This window comes from Cyanobacterium sp., from assembly GCF_054166785.1.
On record NZ_JBSZCP010000033.1, the window covers coordinates 28,787 to 48,215 of the forward strand.

General features: G+C 38.8%; 18 protein-coding genes. 12 read left to right on the plus strand and 6 right to left on the minus strand.

The genetic code is table 11. From position 1 onward, the window contains the following. Positions 1-11: 11 nt before the first annotated feature. Together ACXITR_RS05985 and ACXITR_RS05990 are read left to right on the plus strand one after the other, a co-directional pair. Positions 12-857: a mechanosensitive ion channel family protein gene (locus ACXITR_RS05985; protein WP_457996322.1), complete on the plus strand. Its 846-nt coding sequence runs from the start codon at positions 12-14 to the stop codon at positions 855-857. A gap of 9 nt (positions 858-866) precedes the next feature. Further along, a complete protein-coding gene (locus ACXITR_RS05990) occupies positions 867-1,301 on the plus strand; it encodes a YidH family protein (RefSeq protein ID WP_457996323.1) in 435 nt (144 codons plus the stop codon). A 115-nt stretch (positions 1,302-1,416) separates the two neighbouring features. Here ACXITR_RS05990 and proS read toward each other — a convergent pair whose 3' ends face one another. Further along, complete coding sequence (gene proS / locus ACXITR_RS05995; RefSeq protein WP_457996324.1) at positions 1,417-3,204, minus strand: proline--tRNA ligase; 1,788 nt, start codon at positions 3,202-3,204, stop codon at positions 1,417-1,419. A gap of 765 nt (positions 3,205-3,969) precedes the next feature. Here proS and ACXITR_RS06000 point away from each other — a divergent pair. After that, entirely contained in the window at positions 3,970-4,350 is a 381-nt protein-coding gene (locus ACXITR_RS06000) for a DUF7682 family zinc-binding protein (protein WP_457996325.1), read from the plus strand. Between the two features lie 67 nt (positions 4,351-4,417). On the opposite strand, the gene ACXITR_RS06005 is transcribed toward ACXITR_RS06000, so the two are convergent. Continuing rightward, on the minus strand, positions 4,418-5,269 hold the full coding sequence (locus ACXITR_RS06005) for a branched-chain amino acid ABC transporter permease (RefSeq protein WP_457996326.1): 852 nt from the start codon (positions 5,267-5,269) through the stop codon (positions 4,418-4,420). A gap of 208 nt (positions 5,270-5,477) precedes the next feature. On the opposite strand from ACXITR_RS06005, the gene infC reads away from it, so the two are divergent. After that, positions 5,478-6,017 carry a translation initiation factor IF-3 gene (gene infC / locus ACXITR_RS06010; RefSeq protein WP_457996327.1) on the plus strand — a complete coding sequence of 180 codons (540 nt, stop codon included), beginning with the start codon at positions 5,478-5,480 and terminating at the stop codon, positions 6,015-6,017. 102 nt (positions 6,018-6,119) lie between these two features. Then, positions 6,120-7,361 carry a bifunctional ornithine acetyltransferase/N-acetylglutamate synthase gene (argJ, locus tag ACXITR_RS06015; protein WP_457996328.1) on the plus strand — a complete coding sequence of 414 codons (1,242 nt, stop codon included), beginning with the start codon at positions 6,120-6,122 and terminating at the stop codon, positions 7,359-7,361. 63 nt (positions 7,362-7,424) lie between these two features. On the opposite strand, the gene ACXITR_RS06020 is transcribed toward argJ, so the two are convergent. After that, positions 7,425-8,138, minus strand: coding sequence for a DUF2232 domain-containing protein (locus ACXITR_RS06020; protein WP_457996448.1), 714 nt, complete (start codon positions 8,136-8,138; stop codon positions 7,425-7,427). 162 nt (positions 8,139-8,300) lie between these two features. On the opposite strand from ACXITR_RS06020, the gene ACXITR_RS06025 reads away from it, so the two are divergent. The 5 genes from ACXITR_RS06025 (at position 8,301) to ACXITR_RS06045 (ending at position 13,413) form a co-directional block, all read left to right on the plus strand. Further along, on the plus strand, positions 8,301-9,074 hold the full coding sequence (locus tag ACXITR_RS06025; RefSeq protein ID WP_457996329.1) for a M15 family metallopeptidase: 774 nt from the start codon (positions 8,301-8,303) through the stop codon (positions 9,072-9,074). 52 nt (positions 9,075-9,126) lie between these two features. Beyond that, the gene (locus ACXITR_RS06030; protein ID WP_457996330.1) at positions 9,127-10,176 is read left to right on the plus strand and encodes a glycosyltransferase family 4 protein; all 1,050 of its coding nucleotides are present in this window, start codon (positions 9,127-9,129) and stop codon (positions 10,174-10,176) included. Positions 10,177-10,246: 70 nt separating this feature from the next. Continuing rightward, positions 10,247-11,542 (plus strand): glycosyltransferase, encoded by a 1,296-nt coding sequence (locus tag ACXITR_RS06035; protein WP_457996331.1) that lies wholly within the window; start codon positions 10,247-10,249, stop codon positions 11,540-11,542. Positions 11,543-11,669: 127 nt separating this feature from the next. Continuing rightward, the gene (locus tag ACXITR_RS06040; RefSeq protein ID WP_457996332.1) at positions 11,670-12,299 is read left to right on the plus strand and encodes a DedA family protein; all 630 of its coding nucleotides are present in this window, start codon (positions 11,670-11,672) and stop codon (positions 12,297-12,299) included. Between the two features lie 88 nt (positions 12,300-12,387). Then, positions 12,388-13,413 carry an ABC transporter permease gene (locus tag ACXITR_RS06045; RefSeq protein ID WP_457996333.1) on the plus strand — a complete coding sequence of 342 codons (1,026 nt, stop codon included), beginning with the start codon at positions 12,388-12,390 and terminating at the stop codon, positions 13,411-13,413. Positions 13,414-13,459: 46 nt separating this feature from the next. Here the strand turns inward: ACXITR_RS06045 and ACXITR_RS06050 are convergent, their stop codons facing one another. Next, complete coding sequence (locus tag ACXITR_RS06050) at positions 13,460-14,641, minus strand: TRC40/GET3/ArsA family transport-energizing ATPase (RefSeq protein WP_457996334.1); 1,182 nt, start codon at positions 14,639-14,641, stop codon at positions 13,460-13,462. A 207-nt stretch (positions 14,642-14,848) separates the two neighbouring features. Here ACXITR_RS06050 and ACXITR_RS06055 point away from each other — a divergent pair, with 207 nt between their 5' ends. Further along, a complete protein-coding gene (locus ACXITR_RS06055) occupies positions 14,849-15,154 on the plus strand; it encodes a hypothetical protein (protein WP_457996335.1) in 306 nt (101 codons plus the stop codon). A gap of 109 nt (positions 15,155-15,263) precedes the next feature. Here the strand turns inward: ACXITR_RS06055 and ACXITR_RS06060 are convergent, their stop codons facing one another. Together ACXITR_RS06060 and ACXITR_RS06065 are read right to left on the minus strand one after the other, a co-directional pair. After that, complete coding sequence (locus tag ACXITR_RS06060) at positions 15,264-16,370, minus strand: site-2 protease family protein (protein ID WP_457996336.1); 1,107 nt, start codon at positions 16,368-16,370, stop codon at positions 15,264-15,266. Between the two features lie 395 nt (positions 16,371-16,765). Then, the gene (locus ACXITR_RS06065) at positions 16,766-17,494 is read right to left on the minus strand and encodes a Bax inhibitor-1/YccA family protein (protein WP_457996337.1); all 729 of its coding nucleotides are present in this window, start codon (positions 17,492-17,494) and stop codon (positions 16,766-16,768) included. A gap of 216 nt (positions 17,495-17,710) precedes the next feature. On the opposite strand from ACXITR_RS06065, the gene ACXITR_RS06070 reads away from it, so the two are divergent. Then, positions 17,711-19,390 (plus strand): NAD(P)H-quinone oxidoreductase subunit 4, encoded by a 1,680-nt coding sequence (locus tag ACXITR_RS06070; RefSeq protein ID WP_457996338.1) that lies wholly within the window; start codon positions 17,711-17,713, stop codon positions 19,388-19,390. The last annotated feature ends 39 nt before the right edge of the window (positions 19,391-19,429 follow it).

The following is a 19,429-nucleotide window of genomic DNA, read 5'->3' on the forward strand; positions in this document are numbered from 1 at the left end:
TAGTGAAATTTATGGTGCAGGGAATAGGCAAATATTTGATTTTTGCTCAGTTAGGAGGGGCTGAAAATGTGTCGGATGAATTGGTAACGGAATTTAGCTTCCAGAAGATACTTTATGCTCTTTTAGCTTTATTTATTGCTTATAGTTCAGCTTTTTTAGTCCAAAAAATTGTTAATTGGATTGCGGAAAAAGTTCCTCGTCGTTATCGTCTGTTGACGAAGCAATCGTTACCTTTTTGGAAAGGGCTTATTTTAATTACTACTATTAGTTATTTAGTTAGGCTATTTTTCAATCTTTCTGAATCTAATTTACTCGCTTTGACTGGTAGTATTGCTGTTGCCTTGGGTTTTGCTTTTAAGGATTATATTAGTTCTATCATTGCTGGGGTGGTGGCTTTATTTGAAAATCCCTATCGAGTAGGCGATCGCATCCAAATCGGAGATCATTATGGAGAGGTGGTTAGCTATGGGTTACGGGGCATTCAAATTCAAACCCCCGATGATAATACCGTAACCATACCCCACAATAAGGCATGGACGGAAGCCATATCTAATTCTAATGGGGGTAATTTAGAAGCCCAAGTGGCAACGGAATTTTTCTTTGAACATGATGCAGATCATGAAAAAATTATTAATATTCTCTATCAAGCGGCCTACAGTAGTAAATATACTCAATTAAAATTACCAATTCTCGTATTGATGAGGGAGGAGGAATGGGGTACTAAGTTTAAACTACGCTCTTACCCAATGGATGCAAGGGATGAATTTCCCTATCAAACTGATTTAATTCGCAGGGCAAAAAAGGCTTTCGCCCGTCACAATATTGCATACTTGAAAAGGTTTGCCAATTTAGAATAAAGTTTTTTCATGTCTAAGTTACCCAAAATTGATCGTCAAAGGGAACATCAAGCTAACGAGCGCACATTTTTGGCATGGTTACGCACTTCCATCGCCCTCATTGGTTTTGGTTTTGCCCTCACTCGTTTTGGCATTTTCCTCCAACAGTTAGAAATCTCTTTCACACAGGAAAGTTTTACTAATAATGGCTTCCTTAATTCTGAAAATCTAGGAGTTGCCCTTGTGGTGTTAGGGATATTGGTGATTGGGGTTGCTCTTTACAACTACAACAGGGCTTTTTGGCAAATTGAGAGGGGAGATTATCAGCCTAGTCGTTTTATGGTTTTTATGACGGCTCTTTTGGTGGTCATTGTCGGTTTTCTTAGCTTAGTGGTAATGATTCGGCGTAATCCTCTACCTATATATAATCCCCCTTCTCCACAAAATTATTTAGACAATGAATGATCGTTAAAGTACGAGTAAATGTAGCTTGTTAGTTCATATGCTACAAAACAGATCCTTTTGCGATCGCCTTTAATCTTTAAAGAAAAAAATCCCCCATTTTAGGGGGAATAAAAGTTTAATCCTTAAGGATAGTTGTAACTACATCCTCAATAAGAATATCTTGGGCTTCCTTGGTGGCACGTTTCACAAACTCCACTTTGCCGTCTTTCAATGAACGCCCTGTCACTACTCGATAGGGAATACCCACCAAATCAGCATCTTTGAATTTAACCCCCGCCCTTTCGTTACGGTCATCTAAAAGGGTATCGATACCAGCTTTGTTAAGGTCGTTATATATTTGCTCTGCCACTTTTACCTGTTGTTCATCGCTAACGTTGGGAATGATGACGATGGCTTGGTAGGGGGCGATCGCCCTTGGCCATATGATACCATCCTTATCATAGGATTGCTCTACCGCTGCCTGAGCAAGACGGGATACCCCAATACCATAACAACCCATCACAAAAGGTTCTTCTTTTCCCGCTTCGTTAGTATAGGTTGCCCCCATGGCTTCGGAATATTTTGTGCCTAGTTGAAAAATATGCCCCGCCTCAATACCCCTCGCACTTTGTAGTAACTGTGTAGGATCGTGTAAGCCGCGATCGCCCACCATGGCTTTACGAACATCTACCACCAATGCAGGTAATGTAAACTCCTTACCCCAATTAGCCCCGACGGAATGATAATCCGTTTCATTGCTACCCGTGACAAAGTTTTCTAAATCCTTAACGGTTTCATCCGCCAATCGTAAAAAATTCCCCTCTACTTGCTCAGATTTTGCAATGTAATCATCCCCTAAATCGGGAGCAATGTAACCCAAAGGTAAAGGTTTAGTCGCCCATTTTTGTTGGGCATTTTGATCGGGTACCGTTAAACTAATGATGGTTTTAGCATTATAATTAGGGGCAAGTTTAACCAATTCATTGTTTAATTTAACTTCATTAACATCTTGATCCCCCCTAATACTTACTAAAATTAAAACCGTTTTTCCTGAATCATAAACTGCTTGATAGAGAATATTTTTAACAATATTAGTAGGAGAACATTTTAAAAACTCGCTTACCTTGGCAATGGTTTGAGTATTAGGAGTTTCTTTTTTCTCAAAACTACTAAAAGGAGAAGCTACCCTCTCAGCAGGTAACGAAACCGCCTTTTCCACATTAGCTGCATATTTGCCATCTTCCGTGTATAAAATTTCATCTTCCCCCGCATCCGCCAAAACCATAAATTCTTGAGAACCAGAACCCCCAATCGCCCCAGAGTCAGCTTCCACCGCCCTAAATTTGAGTCCACAACGGGTTAAAATATTACGATAGGCTTTATCCATGTCTGCATAGGTTTCCTTCAGGGATTCAACGCTCGTATGGAAGGAATAACCATCTTTCATGATAAACTCTCGACCACGCATCAAACCAAAACGGGGGCGAATTTCATCCCTAAATTTAGTTTGAATTTGATATAAATGTTGGGGTAGCTGACGATAAGATTTGATCATATCACGGGCGATCGCCGTTATCACCTCCTCATGGGTAGGACCTAAACCTAATTCCCTTTTTTGCCTATCCACCAAAGAAAACATAATTCCTTCCGCCTTGGTGTAAGTATCCCAGCGCCCCGACTCTTGCCACAACTCCGCTGGTTGAATTTGGGGTAATAAACACTCTAACGCCCCCGTTGCGTTCATTTCTTCTCGGACTATCTGGGAAACTTTTTGTAATACACGCCACATTAAAGGCATATAAGCATAAACACCGCTACCGATACGGCGAATAAAACCAGCCCTTAATAATAGCTTATGACTAGGGATTTCAGCCTCTGCAGGGTCTTCTCGTAAAGTAACCCATAACATCTGAGATAAACGCATATTCTAATTGACCATCCATTGACAATGTCTGATTATATCAGAATCATCTCAATTCACTATCAGATTTTTCAGGGGGCAGGAATTCACGTTCCAAATTTACACTATCAATGAAGCCTAAATTAATATTTCATAAAGTTTTATTAAGACAAATTTTAATACTTCGCAACAATAATTGTCTGTTAGTAATCCATTCTAGTATCCTAAAAAAGTGGGGATCAATTCTAAATTAAAGCCTTGGGCGTTTTCAGTTTAATAGTAATTCTGGAAACATTAGAACCACCAAAAAGATAATATCAGACTAAATCCGATCTATAAATTGTACTTTTACTTATCCTCTATGGGCAATGGGCTTGAGTTTATTGTTCATCTTCTTAATTTACTTTTATCTACGGATTTAATATCAGTTAACATAACTAAAAAATAATTACTAAAATTAAAAACATAGTTAGTTAAGGTAAATAAATTTAAAATCAGAGTTTTTATCAATTTGTATTCAATTTTTAATTTATATTCTTAGCTAAGACATTTTAAAATATAGAACAAATTAATAAGAATTTTTGATAAAATACCTTACTAAAAAAATATTAATTTAGGTAAGTTCAAATAAGTTTGTTATAGCTGAATACTTTTGATTTATCTTTTTCATATATCCAAAATTAGCTAATAAAAATAATTAGTTTATTGTATTTTAATTATTAATTTAATTAGCCATTAATCTCGGTTTTAATAATTAATTAAAGTTGTTATATAATCAGGAGAAAAGCAATGTCTAGGAGAAAGAAAAAATTTTCTTGTGGTCATGTCGGATATGGAAGCAAGTGTCATAGATGCGCCCAGAAAGAATCCATCTGGGAAGAAAAAAGAAGGGCAAAAAATGCGTGGCGACAGAGTTTTAATTATGACCCAATAGACTTAACTTCTTTACCTAAAAACGTTGTTCTAAAAGCTAGAGATATTATTTCAAAATTACAAAATAAGACCAGCTACACTCATTTTAGGGGAAAAAGACTAAGACATAATCGCTTCATTATTAGTATCCCCGTAACTAGGCATTATCGTTTAATTTGTCGAGATTGTGGCAGTTTTATCGCTCCAGAAGCGGTGGTATCCCACGAAGATTACAATGTTTGTAAACCGGGAATTTAGCTTTTTCAAAAATTGGTGTTGCTTATTTTGGCTATGCAACATCATTTTATTTATCAATGTATTTTTGTTATTTAAAAATTCCTTGGGGGCGAAATAATAACACCACAATCATAACCACTAAAGCCACCCCTAATTTATATTCTGAACCCACCAGGGGAACACTCATTTCTTGGGCGATACCAATAATTAAACCCCCGGCGATCGCACCATAAGGATTACCAATCCCCCCCAAAATTACCGCCGCAAACATGGGTAAAATCAAAAACCAACCCATCATCGGACGTACCACCGTCACAAGACCGTATAAACCACCCCCAAAAGCCGTTAACACCGCCGTCAAAATCCAAGTAAATAAAATTACCTGTTCCACATTAATCCCCGAAACCCTTGCCAAATCGATATTATCCGCCACCGCTCGCATACCCTTCCCAATTTTTGTATTTTGCAAAATAAAATGTAGAGCAATAATGGCAAGTACCGTTAAAACAATCACCGTAACACGATAGTACGCAACCCTTACCCCCCCAAGATTAAGAGCCTCCACCAATGGCAGGGCATAATTCTGGTTACTTCCACCCCAAATAAATAAAATCCCATTACGTAAAAACAAAGCTAAACCAATGGAAATAATGATCAAACTCGTACTACTAGCTCGTTGATTACGCATCGGTTTCCATAACAGTTGCTCCGTGAGTAGCATCAACCCCGTAATGACGATTACCGCCACCACCATAGAAAGCCAGATATTTACCCCATTAGTATTCACCAGCCAAGTGACATAAGCCCCAGCGGTCAGAAAATCTCCATGGGCAAAATTAGATAGCTTTAAAATTCCCATGGTGAGGGTTAAACCCACTGCCGCCAAGGCAATGATGCTGCCCACGGTCAAGCCATTAAAAAGATTTTGAATTGTTTCCATTTGTTAATTAAATCTTAAATCTTTATTAAAAATTATTGCATTCTGTTTCAGGTTTAAATCTTAGCAGTACAATAGACAAAAAACGACCCACTTCGACAAGGACACACTATAATGATCAGTGTGTTCAGTCAAGTTATAATTGTTCATAAGTAAACCCTTAGTAAGTATAAAAGTTGTATTCGCATATTGGAGAAATTAATCAAAGCCTGTGACCTATAGCAACAACAATAAGAGAAATCAAAGAGATTTACCAAAAATTAACGATAATATTCGCTTTCCTCAAGTTCGTGTCATCGATACCGATGGAGAACAACTAGGCATCCTCGACACTAGAGATGCTAATCGGATTGCGGATGAGAAAGAGTTGGATCTAGTATTGGTTAGCGAAACCTCTGATCCCCCTGTTTGCCGAATTATGGATTATGGTAAATACAAGTTTGAGCAAGAGAAAAAGGCAAGGGCGATCAAGAAAAAGCAACATACTGCTGATCTTAAGGAAGTAAAAATGCGCTACAAAATTGATGAGCATGATTATCAGGTGCGAGTCAGTCAGGCGAAACGTTTTCTCAAATCTGGAGATAAGGTTAAAGCGACTATTAACTTTAGAGGTAGAGAAGCACAACACGTTCACCTTGGACAGGAGTTGTTAGAGCGCATGGCCCTAGATTTGGGGGAAATGGCCGAAATTCAACAAAGACCAAAAAAGGAAGGTCGTAATATGATTATGCTCCTTTCTCCGAAAAAATAATGTTTAAATATTAAAACCCCGGGCAGATTGACAAATTAAGATAAAGTCAACTGTCCATTTCTTTTAATTATCAATTATCCATTTTAAATTATCCATTATCTTATGACTGATTGGCAAGAAATAGAAGGGGGAATAACAGCCCCCAAAGGTTTTAAGGCTTCAGGAATTACCGCTGGTCTAAAAGCCTCTAAAAACCCTGATTTAGCCCTAATATGGTCGGAAACCGAGGCGATCGCCTCAGGGGTATTTACCACATCGGAGGTAAGGGCGGCCTGCGTCGATTATTGTCGCCAAAATTTGCAAAAAAAAGCCAGTGCTAGGGCAATTTTATGTAATGCAGGACAGGCAAACGCCGCTACAGGAGAACAGGGTTGGCAAGATGCCATTACCTCTGCAACCGCTTTGGCAGAAAAATTAAACATCTCCCCCGACTCTATTCTTCTTGCCTCCACGGGGGTAATCGGACAAAGGATAAAAATGGATGTGATGATTGGGGCAATTCCTCAATTAGTAGATGAACTCTCCGAAAACGGAGGGGCAGCAGCAGCCCAAGCCATTATCACCACGGATTTAGTCACCAAGTCCATAGCCCTAGAAACCACCATAGATGGTCGTCCTGTACGCATAGGGGGCATTTCTAAAGGTTCGGGGATGATTCACCCCAACATGGCAACCATGCTTAGTTTTGTAACCTGTGATGCGGCAGTCTCTACCCAGTTATGGCAGGAAATGCTGAAACGGGCAGCAGATAAAAGTTTTAATCAAATTACCGTAGATGGAGATACCAGCACGAACGATAGTTTAATCGCCCTTGCCAATGGGCAGTCTCGGACTCCCGCTATTACCACCATGGACAAAAATGGGCAGAAACTAGAGGCTATGTTAACCGCCGTTTGTCAACACCTCGCCAAGGCCATTGCCCGAGACGGTGAAGGTGCTACCTGTTTGATAGAGGTACAGGTTGAAGGGGCGATCGATGATTCCTCCGCCAACAAAATAGCTAAAACTATTGTGGGTTCATCCCTCGTTAAATCCGCCATTTTCGGGCGAGATCCCAATTGGGGAAGAATTGCCGCCGCCGCTGGAAGGGCAGGGGTACAGTTTAACCAAGATGAATTGATGATTAAACTAGGGGATTTCTTACTAATGGAAAGGGGACAACCTCTCAATTTTGACCGTCAAGCCGCCAGTAATTATCTCAAACAAGCCTCCCAAGGTGAGTATTTGAAAGAAGATACTGTTTTAATCTCCGTATCCGTGGGTAGTGGCTCAGGAAGTGGCATTGCTTGGGGTTGTGACCTCAGTTATGATTACGTTAAAATCAACGCTGAATATACAACTTAGGGTTTAACGCAAAAATAAAATGGTAAGAAAGATGGGCAGAAAAAAATAGCTTTTTATTAATTACTATTCATAGTCTAAAATAATCTTGAGCCATTCTGGAGGGCGAGGAATAGGATTTTTTAATCTATCTAACATTAACAACGCCACTAAATGAACCGTAAAACAATAAATTAAATTGTTAACAAAAACCACAGCTAAGATTAATATTTGGATAATTAAGGGGCTAGGTTGAGAAAGAATGCCTAACTGTAAAAAAATCCAATCTGCCAATCCTGTAATTTGGTTAATAACAAACATCCAAAGGTCTTCTCCTAAAAGGATAGAGAAAAGCCAAAAACGAAAGAAAAAGCCAAAACTACCAATAATTGACCCTGTTAGTAAAGATAAGTACCAATTAGAGCCATTTCGCCACATTCCTCCTAGTTGAATACCCATTAAGCCATAGGGAATAATATACACAACACTACGGGGGGGACCCATTAAAATACTTAGTAATAACCCTGAGACAATGGTGGTCATAATTGATGCCCTTCTACCCCTTCTCATGTAAACGAGGGCTATGGGTAATGGATATAACATCCTCAAAAATGGACCTAAACGAAAATAGTAGTCGATTAACCAAATTAAACTAGCGGTACTAGCTAAAAAGGCACTTTCTACTAAGGCAATGGTTCGGGGACTTACGTTATAGTTTTTTTGGGGTGGTTGATAGGGGGCATAGGTGGGGGTGGTTTCCATAGAATCATCTATTTCATCTACCCAGTTTTGCTCGTCAATATCTAGGGGGGTATCTGAGTTTGGATTAGACAAATGAATATTAGGATCTAAAAATTAGTTTTCTTTTTTTAGAGTATAGCACCAAGTTCATGGAACAATACTTGCCCATGATTTGTCCAATAGTCGATACAATGGGTAAAGAAATCAAAGGTTATTAGGTTTATGGATGAAATCCCCACGGCCCTAAGAGATACAAGTTCTAATTCTAAGGGTAATAAAAAGGTAGATCGCCCCGCATATCAAAAGTATGTAATCTGGTTTATGGGTGGTGTTTTGTTAGTGATCATGGTTTCTTTCTTGATCAATGGTATTACTAACAGCCCTAATTCAGAAACTATCGTGGTGGAGGAAACGGAGATTCAACCTTCTGAAGAAGTGCAGGAGGTGGAAGAAATTATTACTCCTGAAAATATTTTGGGACATATAGCCTATGAGGAAGCACCTTCATCGGAATTGAGGTCTATTAGTGCAGATGGTCGAATTAAACTCAGGGAAAGAGCTGCGGAAAGATTTAATGCCATGGTGAGGGATGCTAGAAATCAGGGGGTGATTTTAATTCCTATTTCAGGATTTAGATCGGTTTCTGAGCAGGAGTTTTTATTTTTTGAAGTAAAAGAGCAAAGAAATCAGGATGCAAGACAACGGGCGGAGGTGAGTGCGCCTCCCGGTCATAGTGAACATCATACGGGTTATGCGGTGGATATTGGCGATGGTAATAACCCTAGTACCAATTTACAGGAAAGTTTTGAGAATACCCCCGCCTATCGGTGGTTAGAGGCAAATGCTTCTCGGTATAGTTTTGAGCTTTCTTTCCCTCGAGATAATTTACAGGGGATTAGTTATGAACCTTGGCACTGGCGTTTTGTGGGCGATCGCCATAGTTTGGAAACATTTTACCGAGCGAGGGAATTAACAACGCCCCTCAATCCAAGATGATGGTACGATTAACTTTAAGTTTAGTTGATGTGGTAAATCATAGTCGGTTTAGATGAATATATTAGTTGTTACAACTCAAGCGCCTTTTATTAGAGGAGGAGCGGAAATCCATGCGGAGTCTTTAGTTACAGCATTACAAGATCATGGACATAGTGCTGAGATTGTTGCTATTCCCTTTGAAGCCTATCCTCCTCAAAGGATACTAGATACTATGTTTGCCTTTCGCCTTCTTGATTTATCTAATGTTTCTGGGAGGAGTATTGATTTGATTATTCCTCTTAAGTTTCCTGCTTACTTTAATGATCATCCCAATAAAGTTGTTTGGTTGTTGCATCAACACAGAGAGTTATATGATCTTTGGGGCAAAAAGTTTGTAGGTTTAATGAATGATCCTGACGCTTGGCAGTTTCGACAAACTATTATTAATGGGGATACTAAGGCGTTGAAAGAGTGTCGTCATATTTTTAGTAATTCCCAGAATGTAGCTAATAGATTGAAAAAATTCAACGGACTTGATTCAACCCCTCTTTATCATCCCCCCAAGAATGCTGATAAGTTTCATTGCGGGAATCCCCAAGGTTATTTTTTCTTTCCCAGTCGGTTAAATTTGGTTAAGAGACAATGGTTGGTCTTAGAGGCGATCGCCCATACTCGTAACCCAGTCAAAGTCTTGTTTGCTGGTTCTTCTGATAATGGCTTATATGAAGATGAACTAAAACAAATGTGCGAAAAGCTAAAAATTAATGATAGAGCTATTTTTGTGGGTCAAATTTCTGAGGCTGAAAAAATTAAATATTATGCTGAGTCCATTGCAGTAATATATCCTCCCCTTGATGAAGATTATGGCTATGTAACCTTGGAGGCTATGTTATCTTCTAAATCTGTTATTACTTGTAGTGATTCTGGAGGCCCCTTAGAGTTCATAACAGATCAAGAAACAGGAGTTATCACAGAATCAAATGCTGTTGCTTTAGCACAAGGAATGGATCAATTATGGGAAAATCATCGTTTAGCTTCTCACTTGGGCAAAAATGCACGAAAACATTATCAAGAATTAGATATTACTTGGACTCATGTAGTTGATAAGTTGATCAATTCTTAACTTGACCCATGGTATATAGATGTAAGCCTCTAAAATCATTTCTGACTCCCCATTTATTCCCTTAAACACGATGAAAATAAACTGGTTTTCCCCTCTACCCCCAGCTCAAACAGATATTGCTAAATATACTTACAGTATAGTTTCTCTTTTACAAAAATCTGCCACCGTAACTATTTGGACAAATCAAGAATATTATGATGAAGAATTAAATGATATTTTTACTGTCCGTTATTATAAACCTGATCATATTTCTTGGTATGAAGTAAATCAAGCAGATTTGAATATTTATCAATTAGGAAATAATTATCTTTTTCATGGAGATATTTGGAAAATAAGCCAACAATGCCCGGGGTTAGTCATTCTTCATGATTATAAGTTGCAGGATTTTTTCTATATGCTATCAGAGGATAAAACAAATTATCTAAATCAAGTTTTTCAGCTTTACGGCAAAAAAGGATTAAAAGATGCTCAAAAATTTTTGGATGGTCTTGTACCCATGGCAACCATGGCGGATAAATACCCCATGACTCCCCTTGCTCTTCAAGGTGGAATCGCCCTTATGACCCACAATAAACAATCCTACCAAAAATTAAGCCAAGAAAATTATTGGATGACAGGATATACTCCCCTACCATACCTCGGAGATAACTTAAATCAAATAAATCGCCATAGCACTCAAAGCCCTTATCAAATAATTATGTTTGGCTTCATGGGACAAAATCGTTGTTTAGACTCCGTTTTAAAAGCTCTTGCCATGCTCCCCCGTCGAGAACAATTTAATCTCAACATTTATGGGGAAATGTGGGATCAAAACTATGTCCTTAGACAAATTCAGGAATTAGGTTTAGAAAATATCGTCAGTCTCCATGGGTTTGTTACCGATAAAGAATTAAGTCAGGCTTTAAATAATGCTAGTCTTGCCATTAATCTTCGTAATCCTTCCATGGGAGAAGCCTCTGGCAGTCAACTGCGCCTTTGGAATTATGGCTTACCCAGCATAGTATCTCAAACAGAATGGTATGCAAATTTAGATCCTAAAGCCGTAGCATTTGTACGCCCCCATTACGAAATAGAGGACTTAATAGAACATTTGAACAACTTTTTAGATAACCCTCTAAAGTTTGCACAAATAGGTATGGAAGGGAAAAAAATTCTTCAGCAAAATCACCAATTAGAAATATGTGCCGAAGCAATACTTAACTTTGCTCAACAAGTTATTAAATATCGTTCTACCCATACTATTCACTCTATGGCTACCAGAATCGGTAGGGAATTGAGTTATTTTAATTTACCCCCATCCAACAATATAAACCGCCATAGTGAAATCATCGATTTCATTTGTACATCCATTCCTGAGAAAAAATAATAGTCTTGCTCCATCTCCATGTATCTAAGATAAATAAGGGAATAAGGGTCTGTTTATTGCCCTAAAAAGACTCTTGTTGAGTTAAGATTGATTAAGTTATGTATCTGTCAAGTAATCAAAAAGTCTTATGGTTATGGAATTTTTCTCATTAGAGCAAATGCAAGAGTTGGCTCAAGAATATGGTTACTGGGCAGTGTTTGTCGGTATTGCCTTAGAAAATACAGGTATTCCTTTACCGGGGGAAACTATTACTGTAATTGGTGGGTTTTTAGCTGGTAGTGGGGAATTAAATTACTGGTGGGTTTTGTTTAGTGCCATTCTTGGTGCCGTCATCGGAGATAACTGCGGTTATTGGTTAGGGCGCATTGGGGGATGGTCACTTTTTGTTAAGTTTGCCAGAATTTTTCGTCTTCAGGAAACACAATTGGCGATCGCCAAGCATAAATTTAATGAAAATGCTGGAAAAGCTATATTTTTCGGTCGTTTCGTAACCTTATTAAGAATTTTTGCCGGTCCCATTGCAGGAATTACCGAGATGAATTACGGTAAATTTTTATTCTTCAACTTTACAGGTGCCACCGTATGGGCTTCCGTGATTGTCACCCTCTCTTATTTTGTCGGTAGAATAATTCCTTTACCCCAATTAGTAAAACTCATCGCTCAATTTGGTTTAATTGGTTTACTAATGGTCGGTATTTGGATTGCAACTTCTTTGGTCATCAAATATTATCAACAAAGAAAAAGTTTTAATAACTAGGGCTTGATCAAAAAGTGCTTTAATGGGGGGACATCTAAAAATTTCATTCTCCATCATCCTACCCATAGCCATAACCAAAGATTAATCCATGTCCCGTTCAAAATCTTTGCAATACTACATCATTGCCCGTATTTTACTCGCTCCATTAATGTTATGGACTATCGTAACAATCGTCTTTTTACTTTTAAGAGCAACCCCCGGAGACCCCGTAGATGCTATTTTAGGAGGTAGAGCCCCAGAATCAGCAAAACAAGCCCTAAGGGAGCAAATGGGCTTAAATCAACCCCTCTGGCTACAATATTTTAGTTACATTGGGCAGTTATTACGCTTCGATTTAGGTTCATCCATTACCAGCCGTGGCTTAGGGGTAAGAGAAGTTATAAGTCAATACTTCCCCGCCACCGTTGAATTATCTTTGTTTGCCATGGTAGTGGCGATCGCCCTTGGAGTGGGTATAGGACTAATATCCGCCTCAAAACCAAACACAATTTTTGATGTAGCAGGGAGACTATTCGGCATCATCACCTACGCCCTGCCCTTGTTTTGGATGGGTATGGTAATGCAAATTGTTTTCTCCGTCCAACTAAAATGGTTTCCCCTAGGCACCCGTTTTCCCGTGGGTATGACAACCCCCGCAAAAATAACTGGACTATACCTATTGGATAGTCTTTTAACCCTAAACATTAGTCAATTTTTTACAGCCCTTCACTACCTAGCATTACCCTCCCTCACCCTCGGAATTTTAATCAGTGGCATCTTTGAAAGAATAGTCAGGGTAAACCTTAAAAAAACCCTACAATCAGATTATGTAGAAGCCGCTAGGGCAAGGGGCATCCCCGAAAGTCGTATTCTCTTTGCCCACGCCTTTAAAAATGCCCTAATACCAGTTATTACCGTCATGGGTTTAACCTTTGCTGCCCTACTAGGGGGGGCTGTACTCACCGAAGTTACCTTTTCTTGGCCCGGTTTAGGCAACAGACTATACGAAGCCATATCCCAAAGAGACTATCCCACCGTACAAGGAATAATGGTTTTTTTCGGTCTTATCGTCGTTATAGCTAGTATAGCCATCGATCTGATTAACGCTTATATTGACCCTAGAATTAGGTATTAAAATACGGGGTAGGTGGGCAATACCCACCAAAATAAATCCTAGCTACCTAAGAAACACTAGCAAACTTAATCTTGAGATAATCATCCTCAATCTTTGCCCCCGAAGGTTGTAAAGCAGCCAACGCTTGAGGTAATACCAAATTACGACGGTGATTACCAATTCTTACATTCAACTCATCCCCTGTTTTATTGAGTTTAATTTGCTCCTTGGGAATACCGGGTAAATACAACTCTAAACTATAATTAGAATCCTCTTGAATCACCCTAATGGTATTTTCCTCATAATACACCTGACTAGGATCTTCATCCTTATACAAAGTATCCTTCAAACGCTCTAACGCTGCCAAACCGCACATCTCCTCAGAAAATAAAGGCACTTCCTTCACCGGTAGAGGATGGAAATTTTCATGGATTTCCTGTTTATAAACCGATTGATTTTCCTTCCATCTTTGGAAAAAAGGATCATCAACTTGCTCAGGTATAATTCTATTAGCTATGACTAAATCCACAGAAACACCATAAAGACTCAGATAAGCATGGGCTCTCAAAGACTCCTTGATAACCATTTTTTCAGGATTTGTCACCAAGCGTACCGAAGTTTGAGTATTATCTGTTAAAACCTTTTCCAACGCCTCTATTTGCTGATAAAACTCATAGGGGGCATCCATCACCTCATTCGTAGGCAAAGAAAAACCTGTAATGGGCTTGAAAAAAGGCTCAAATAAAGGGCGTAAAGTGGCTGACATACTTTGTAAAGGCTTATAAAACCTTCTCATGTACCACCCCCCAACTTCAGGAAGACTAAGGAGTCTTAGGGCGGTACCAGTAGGGGCAGAATCAATGATTAAAACATCAAATTCCCCTTCATCATAATGACGCTTCATTCTTACTAAACCGAAAATTTCATCCATTCCCGGCAAAATAGCTAACTCTTCGGCCTGTACACCATCCAAGCCCCGTGCTTGTAGTACTTCTGTAATGTACTTTTTAACAGCGCCCCAGTTACCCTCTAATTCCATCAGAGCATCTAATTCTGCTCCCCAGAGGTTTTCTTTTACTTTTTTGGGTTCATGACCTAATTCTAAATCAAAACTGTCTGCTAGGGAATGGGCAGGATCTGTACTTAATACCAAAGTTTTGTATCCCAACTCAGCGCACCTTAAGCCAGTGGCAGCAGCAACGGAAGTTTTTCCCACTCCGCCCTTTCCTGTCATTAAAATTACTCGCATTTTTTATACCTAACTATATTTTTTATGGATGGAGATATTATTATTTCTATTCTCTTAGAATATAACGTTTTGTAACGAAGTTGTGGGGTGTTTCCCGAAATCAATTCCCCCATCGAGGGATACATTAAGTTAAATATTCTCAAAAAAACTAGATAAATATCAGCTCAACTGATTATCATTAACAATGGGATAATAATATTAACAGGAATGGAAAATCAAGAACTAAAACATCACGAACTACAAGACAAAATAGATTCTATCAACAAACAAATAAATGAATTAGCAGAAAGCTGTGAGGGAGACTGCTTAAAAATATTACACGTTTTAAGAGAATTAGAAGCAACCCATCGTGGGGTAAATGATAATTTTTTGTCCCCTGCCCTACCTACTAATCGTCACCGTCTCTATCTTTTAGTACGTCACATGGAAGAAACGGGGGGATGGCCTTACATTCCTCGCATGAGGTTAAGAAGTTTGTGCGAAAAGCTTTTACAGGAGGATGAGGAGGAGTAAATTTCCTTGCTCACTTTTAAAAAAAGTACACTCCTCCCATGGATGAGGGGTGTAGAAAACTTGACCCCCCGTAGTGCCAATTTATGATGTTTTTGTGTCTTATCCGCCGTTACTTTTGAGATTGTAGAAGTTTAGTAATTCCTTTTTTCTCAATTAAACCAAGTAAAGTACCGTCTTCTTTGACTACGGTTAATTCTGACTCTTTTTGTTGTTCGAGCATTTTTACAACTTCTAAGAGAGTTTCTGTATCACTAACGGTTTTTACATTTTCATGGGATTTCATTAATTCTTTAATGGTGGTTTCACCCCAGAGATGGGTAGAGATGCTTTTTATGTCTTCTACTTCTAATACTCCGACTAAGATATTGTCTTCATTGGTGACAAGAAATCTGCGCCAAGGTTGTTTCCCGATGATGAAATTATTAGCAAATTCTCTCAAAGTTATATTTTCACAAACAATGGGACTATCTTCGGTGATGGCTTCCCCTGCGTTGAAGTGATTTAGTTTATCTTCTAATCTTGCAGATTGGGCAGCATTTCCAGCATTTTGTAATAAAAACCAACCAATTAAAACTGTCCAAAAATTACCAAAGGGAATTACACTTAATGTACCTAATGCACCGATTATAACCGCTGTCCAACCAAAAAACTGTCCGAAACGTCCTGCAAAAATAACGCCTTTTTGGGGATTGCCTGTAATTTTCCAAACGATGGCTTTTAATACGTTACCACCATCAAGGGGCAACCCGGGAATCATATTAAATAGAGCGAGGATAAGGTTGATATACGCCAATAATGATACTACCAAAGATAAAGCTAAAGGTAAGGGGGTAGTGGTTTGAATAACGGTGAAGATGGCAAATAATATTATACTGACTAGGGGTCCTGCGATCGCAACGGCAAATGCACCTTCAGGGGATTTAGATTCTTTTTCTAAGGATGCTAACCCACCAAAAATAAATAGGGTAATGGATTTAACTTCAATTCCTTGGGAAATCGCCACAAAACTATGGCCCAATTCGTGGGCTAATACTGAGGCAAAAAGTAACAAAGACGCAAATAACCCCACAAGCCAAGGAAGTATCCCCGGAAGTTGAGTCGTAAAAGCTAGTTGCCCTCCATAGGTAAGAGTCATCAAGCCCAATACCAAAAACCATGAGGGGTTAATGTAAAAGGGAATCCCAAATAAATTCCCCACTCTAATGTTATTGTTCATATATAAATATGTCTCCTTCTTTGAGTTAGTAATTTAAATCGTTTTTTTACAAGACGATTATTAAAAATAATATTTACTATTGCTACTACTATAATAAAACACCTTTATAAAAATAAAAACATATTAATAGAACGGTAATCCCTCTAGTGATGTTCGGTTAATGTACACCCATTTTTTTTGTGTAGAGACTCAACAATGAAGCCTATAAACCCCAGAGATTGAACCCATCAAAAATTCTATGGCTAAGGATAAAATAAATAATAATTAAAATTAATCCTAATTAATCTACAGAAACTCTATCCGTAAAACATGAATAAAAAACCCTAAACTCCTATCAAAAAGAATTTAGGGAAGATGAAATTAATGAGACATATTTTTTTTAGATTAATCCCAAATTAGTCACGGCTGTTAATGGCAATAAGTAATCTAAGGATAAATATGAATAAGTTGATGTAGGTTAGGTACATGGATAAAGCAGCGCTAAGGTATTGATCATCCCTATAGGTACGGGGTAGGATGTAAAAATCTACCACAGAAACCCCAGCAAAAAGGAATACTCCAAAACCAGAAATTCCTACCTCCAGCCAACTAGGAGTATATACCCCAAACAGGCTGAAAATTAACTGTCCAACCAACACCACCACTAAACCAATCATTGCCATAGAGACAGTTTTGGTGAGGGCTAAACCATCCTCATCCGATAGGTTTGAGCCGATGTTTCGGGCAGCAATGAAAGTTACACCACAGCCCAAAGCTGCGATCGCAATTCCATTTATTCCTACCCCATCAGTACCCAAAGCAACGAAAACTAGACCACTGAGAGTATAACCAGACAAAAGACTGTACACCGCCAACAAAGGTAAAGCAGTAGAATTGTTAGCCCTCTCCGCAATCCCTCTTACCACAAAAAATAAGATTAACTCAGCAACTAAAGCCACAAAAAAAGTGGTCATGAAAATACCTGGATTTGAGCGAAGTACCCCCAAACCACCATAAGTACCCACCGCCGTTAAAACTAAACCACCGCCCAGATAAGGTAACGCATTGGGGATGACATTAGGCCCTACTAAGGCTTTATTTTGGGCATTTTTAATTGCCCCACGAAAATTACTACTTGTAGCCATATATTTTGTCTCTAAAACCGAAATATTATTACTATACCTATTATATTAATTCAAAATATCTCCCCACAACTTACGGAAAACCGATAACAAAAACTCTAAAAAACTTAACAATTAGTCATCTTCAAAGAAAAGAAAAAAACTTTTTACAAGATTTTACAAAACGTAACAAAACTATGGTATAGTTTATCCACTCAAGAAAATATAGAAAAAGTGTATATGATAGCGGATCAATTCCCTTGGCTCACCGCAATTATAGCCCTCCCCCTAATCGCAGCCTTACCCATCCCCCTCATTCCCGACAAGAAGAGCAAAAGCCTTCGATGGTATGCATTAGGAGTAGGCATAGCAGACTTCGTTTTAATGTGTTACGTTTTTTGGCAACACTACGACATCCACAACTCCAGCCTACAGTTAGTAGAAAGTTATAGCTGGATACCCGAAATAGGCTTAAACTGGGCAGTATCCGTTGATGGCTTATCCATGCCCCTAGTCTTATTAGCAGGGTTTGTTACTACTTTATCAATCTTTTCCGCTTGGCAAGTAGATCGTAAGCCAAAATTATTTTATTTTTTATTATTATTACTTTATTCCGCCCAAATCGGCGTATTTGTTGCCCAAGATATATTATTACTCTTTATTATGTGGGAACTAGAATTAGTTCCCGTTTATCTCCTCGTCTCCATTTGGGGTGGTAAAAAACGTCGCTACGCTGCTACCAAATTTCTACTCTATACCGCCCTTGCATCCATCTTCATTCTCATCGCAGGATTGGGCATGGCATTATACGGTGGAGGAGAAATCACCTTTGATATGGTGCAACTAGGCATTAAAGACTATCCTCTCAGCCTAGAATTACTTCTTTACGGTGGTTTATTAGTTGCCTTCGGCGTAAAATTGGCCGTTTTCCCCCTCCATACATGGCTACCAGATGCCCATGGAGAAGCATCTTCCCCCGTATCAATGATTTTGGCAGGGGTACTATTAAAAATGGGTGGTTATGGCTTAATTCGTCTTAACCTCGGTTTACTCTCCGAAGCCCATGTTTATTATGCTCCTCTCCTTGTTATCCTAGGAGTTGTAAACATTGTCTATGGTGCTTTTGCTTCCTTTGGACAAACCAACATGAAACGCCGTCTAGCCTACTCCTCCGTATCTCACATGGGATTTGTCTTGATTGGTATCGCTTCGTTTACTGATTTAGGTATTAGTGGGGCAATGTTACAAATGTTATCCCATGGACTAATTGCCGCTTTACTATTCTTCCTCGCTGGGGTAACATACGATCGCACTAAGACCATGTACTTAGACGAAATGGGTAATATCGGAAAAGTAATGCCCAAAGTTTTTGCCCTCTTCACCGCAGGTGCCATGGCATCCCTTGCCCTACCCGGGATGAGTGGTTTTGTCAGTGAATTAGCAGTATTTGTGGGTTATAGCAATAGTGATATTTACGGCTCAACTTTCCGCACCGTAACCATCCTCCTAAGTGCTGTGGGTTTAATTTTAACCCCTATTTACCTACTCTCCATGTTAAGACAACTATTTTATAGCTCAGACCAAACTTTAATGTGTAATTTGGGAGTACCTACCAACATAATCAATACAGACGAAGATAATGATGAGCCTGTTTGTTTTGGTAATGATTGTATCTTACCCATGAATGCAAAGTATGAAGATGCTAAACCCAGAGAAATTTTCATCGCTGCCTCTTTCCTTATCCTCATCATTGGAATTGGTTTATATCCTAAGTTAGCGACTCAGTTGTATGACGTGAAAACCGTAGCCATAAATGCCCATGTGACGGAATCTTATCAACAGGTTGCCCTTACTAATCCTCGTTTTGGCAATAAAGTCGTTAAGTCTCCTGATGTAGTGGAAAAAGTCGCTATCAATTAAGTTTTATTGTTAGTTTGTTTTATTTTACCTACAAGCCCT

What these genes read in the sequence shown, in the direction of transcription:
- ACXITR_RS05985 (WP_457996322.1), top strand. Translation starts at nt 12, where the DNA reads ATGGTGCAGGGAATAGGCAAATATTTGATTTTTGCTCAGTTAGGAGGG.
- ACXITR_RS05990 (WP_457996323.1), top strand. Translation starts at nt 867, where the DNA reads ATGTCTAAGTTACCCAAAATTGATCGTCAAAGGGAACATCAAGCTAAC.
- proS (WP_457996324.1), bottom strand. Translation starts at nt 3,204, where the DNA reads ATGCGTTTATCTCAGATGTTATGGGTTACTTTACGAGAAGACCCTGCA.
- ACXITR_RS06000 (WP_457996325.1), top strand. Translation starts at nt 3,970, where the DNA reads ATGTCTAGGAGAAAGAAAAAATTTTCTTGTGGTCATGTCGGATATGGA.
- ACXITR_RS06005 (WP_457996326.1), bottom strand. Translation starts at nt 5,269, where the DNA reads ATGGAAACAATTCAAAATCTTTTTAATGGCTTGACCGTGGGCAGCATC.
- argJ (WP_457996328.1), top strand. Translation starts at nt 6,120, where the DNA reads ATGACTGATTGGCAAGAAATAGAAGGGGGAATAACAGCCCCCAAAGGT.
- ACXITR_RS06025 (WP_457996329.1), top strand. Translation starts at nt 8,301, where the DNA reads ATGGATGAAATCCCCACGGCCCTAAGAGATACAAGTTCTAATTCTAAG.
- ACXITR_RS06030 (WP_457996330.1), top strand. Translation starts at nt 9,127, where the DNA reads ATGAATATATTAGTTGTTACAACTCAAGCGCCTTTTATTAGAGGAGGA.
- ACXITR_RS06035 (WP_457996331.1), top strand. Translation starts at nt 10,247, where the DNA reads ATGAAAATAAACTGGTTTTCCCCTCTACCCCCAGCTCAAACAGATATT.
- ACXITR_RS06040 (WP_457996332.1), top strand. Translation starts at nt 11,670, where the DNA reads ATGGTTATGGAATTTTTCTCATTAGAGCAAATGCAAGAGTTGGCTCAA.
- ACXITR_RS06045 (WP_457996333.1), top strand. Translation starts at nt 12,388, where the DNA reads ATGTCCCGTTCAAAATCTTTGCAATACTACATCATTGCCCGTATTTTA.
- ACXITR_RS06050 (WP_457996334.1), bottom strand. Translation starts at nt 14,641, where the DNA reads ATGCGAGTAATTTTAATGACAGGAAAGGGCGGAGTGGGAAAAACTTCC.
- ACXITR_RS06055 (WP_457996335.1), top strand. Translation starts at nt 14,849, where the DNA reads ATGGAAAATCAAGAACTAAAACATCACGAACTACAAGACAAAATAGAT.
- ACXITR_RS06060 (WP_457996336.1), bottom strand. Translation starts at nt 16,370, where the DNA reads ATGAACAATAACATTAGAGTGGGGAATTTATTTGGGATTCCCTTTTAC.
- ACXITR_RS06065 (WP_457996337.1), bottom strand. Translation starts at nt 17,494, where the DNA reads ATGGCTACAAGTAGTAATTTTCGTGGGGCAATTAAAAATGCCCAAAAT.
- ACXITR_RS06070 (WP_457996338.1), top strand. Translation starts at nt 17,711, where the DNA reads ATGATAGCGGATCAATTCCCTTGGCTCACCGCAATTATAGCCCTCCCC.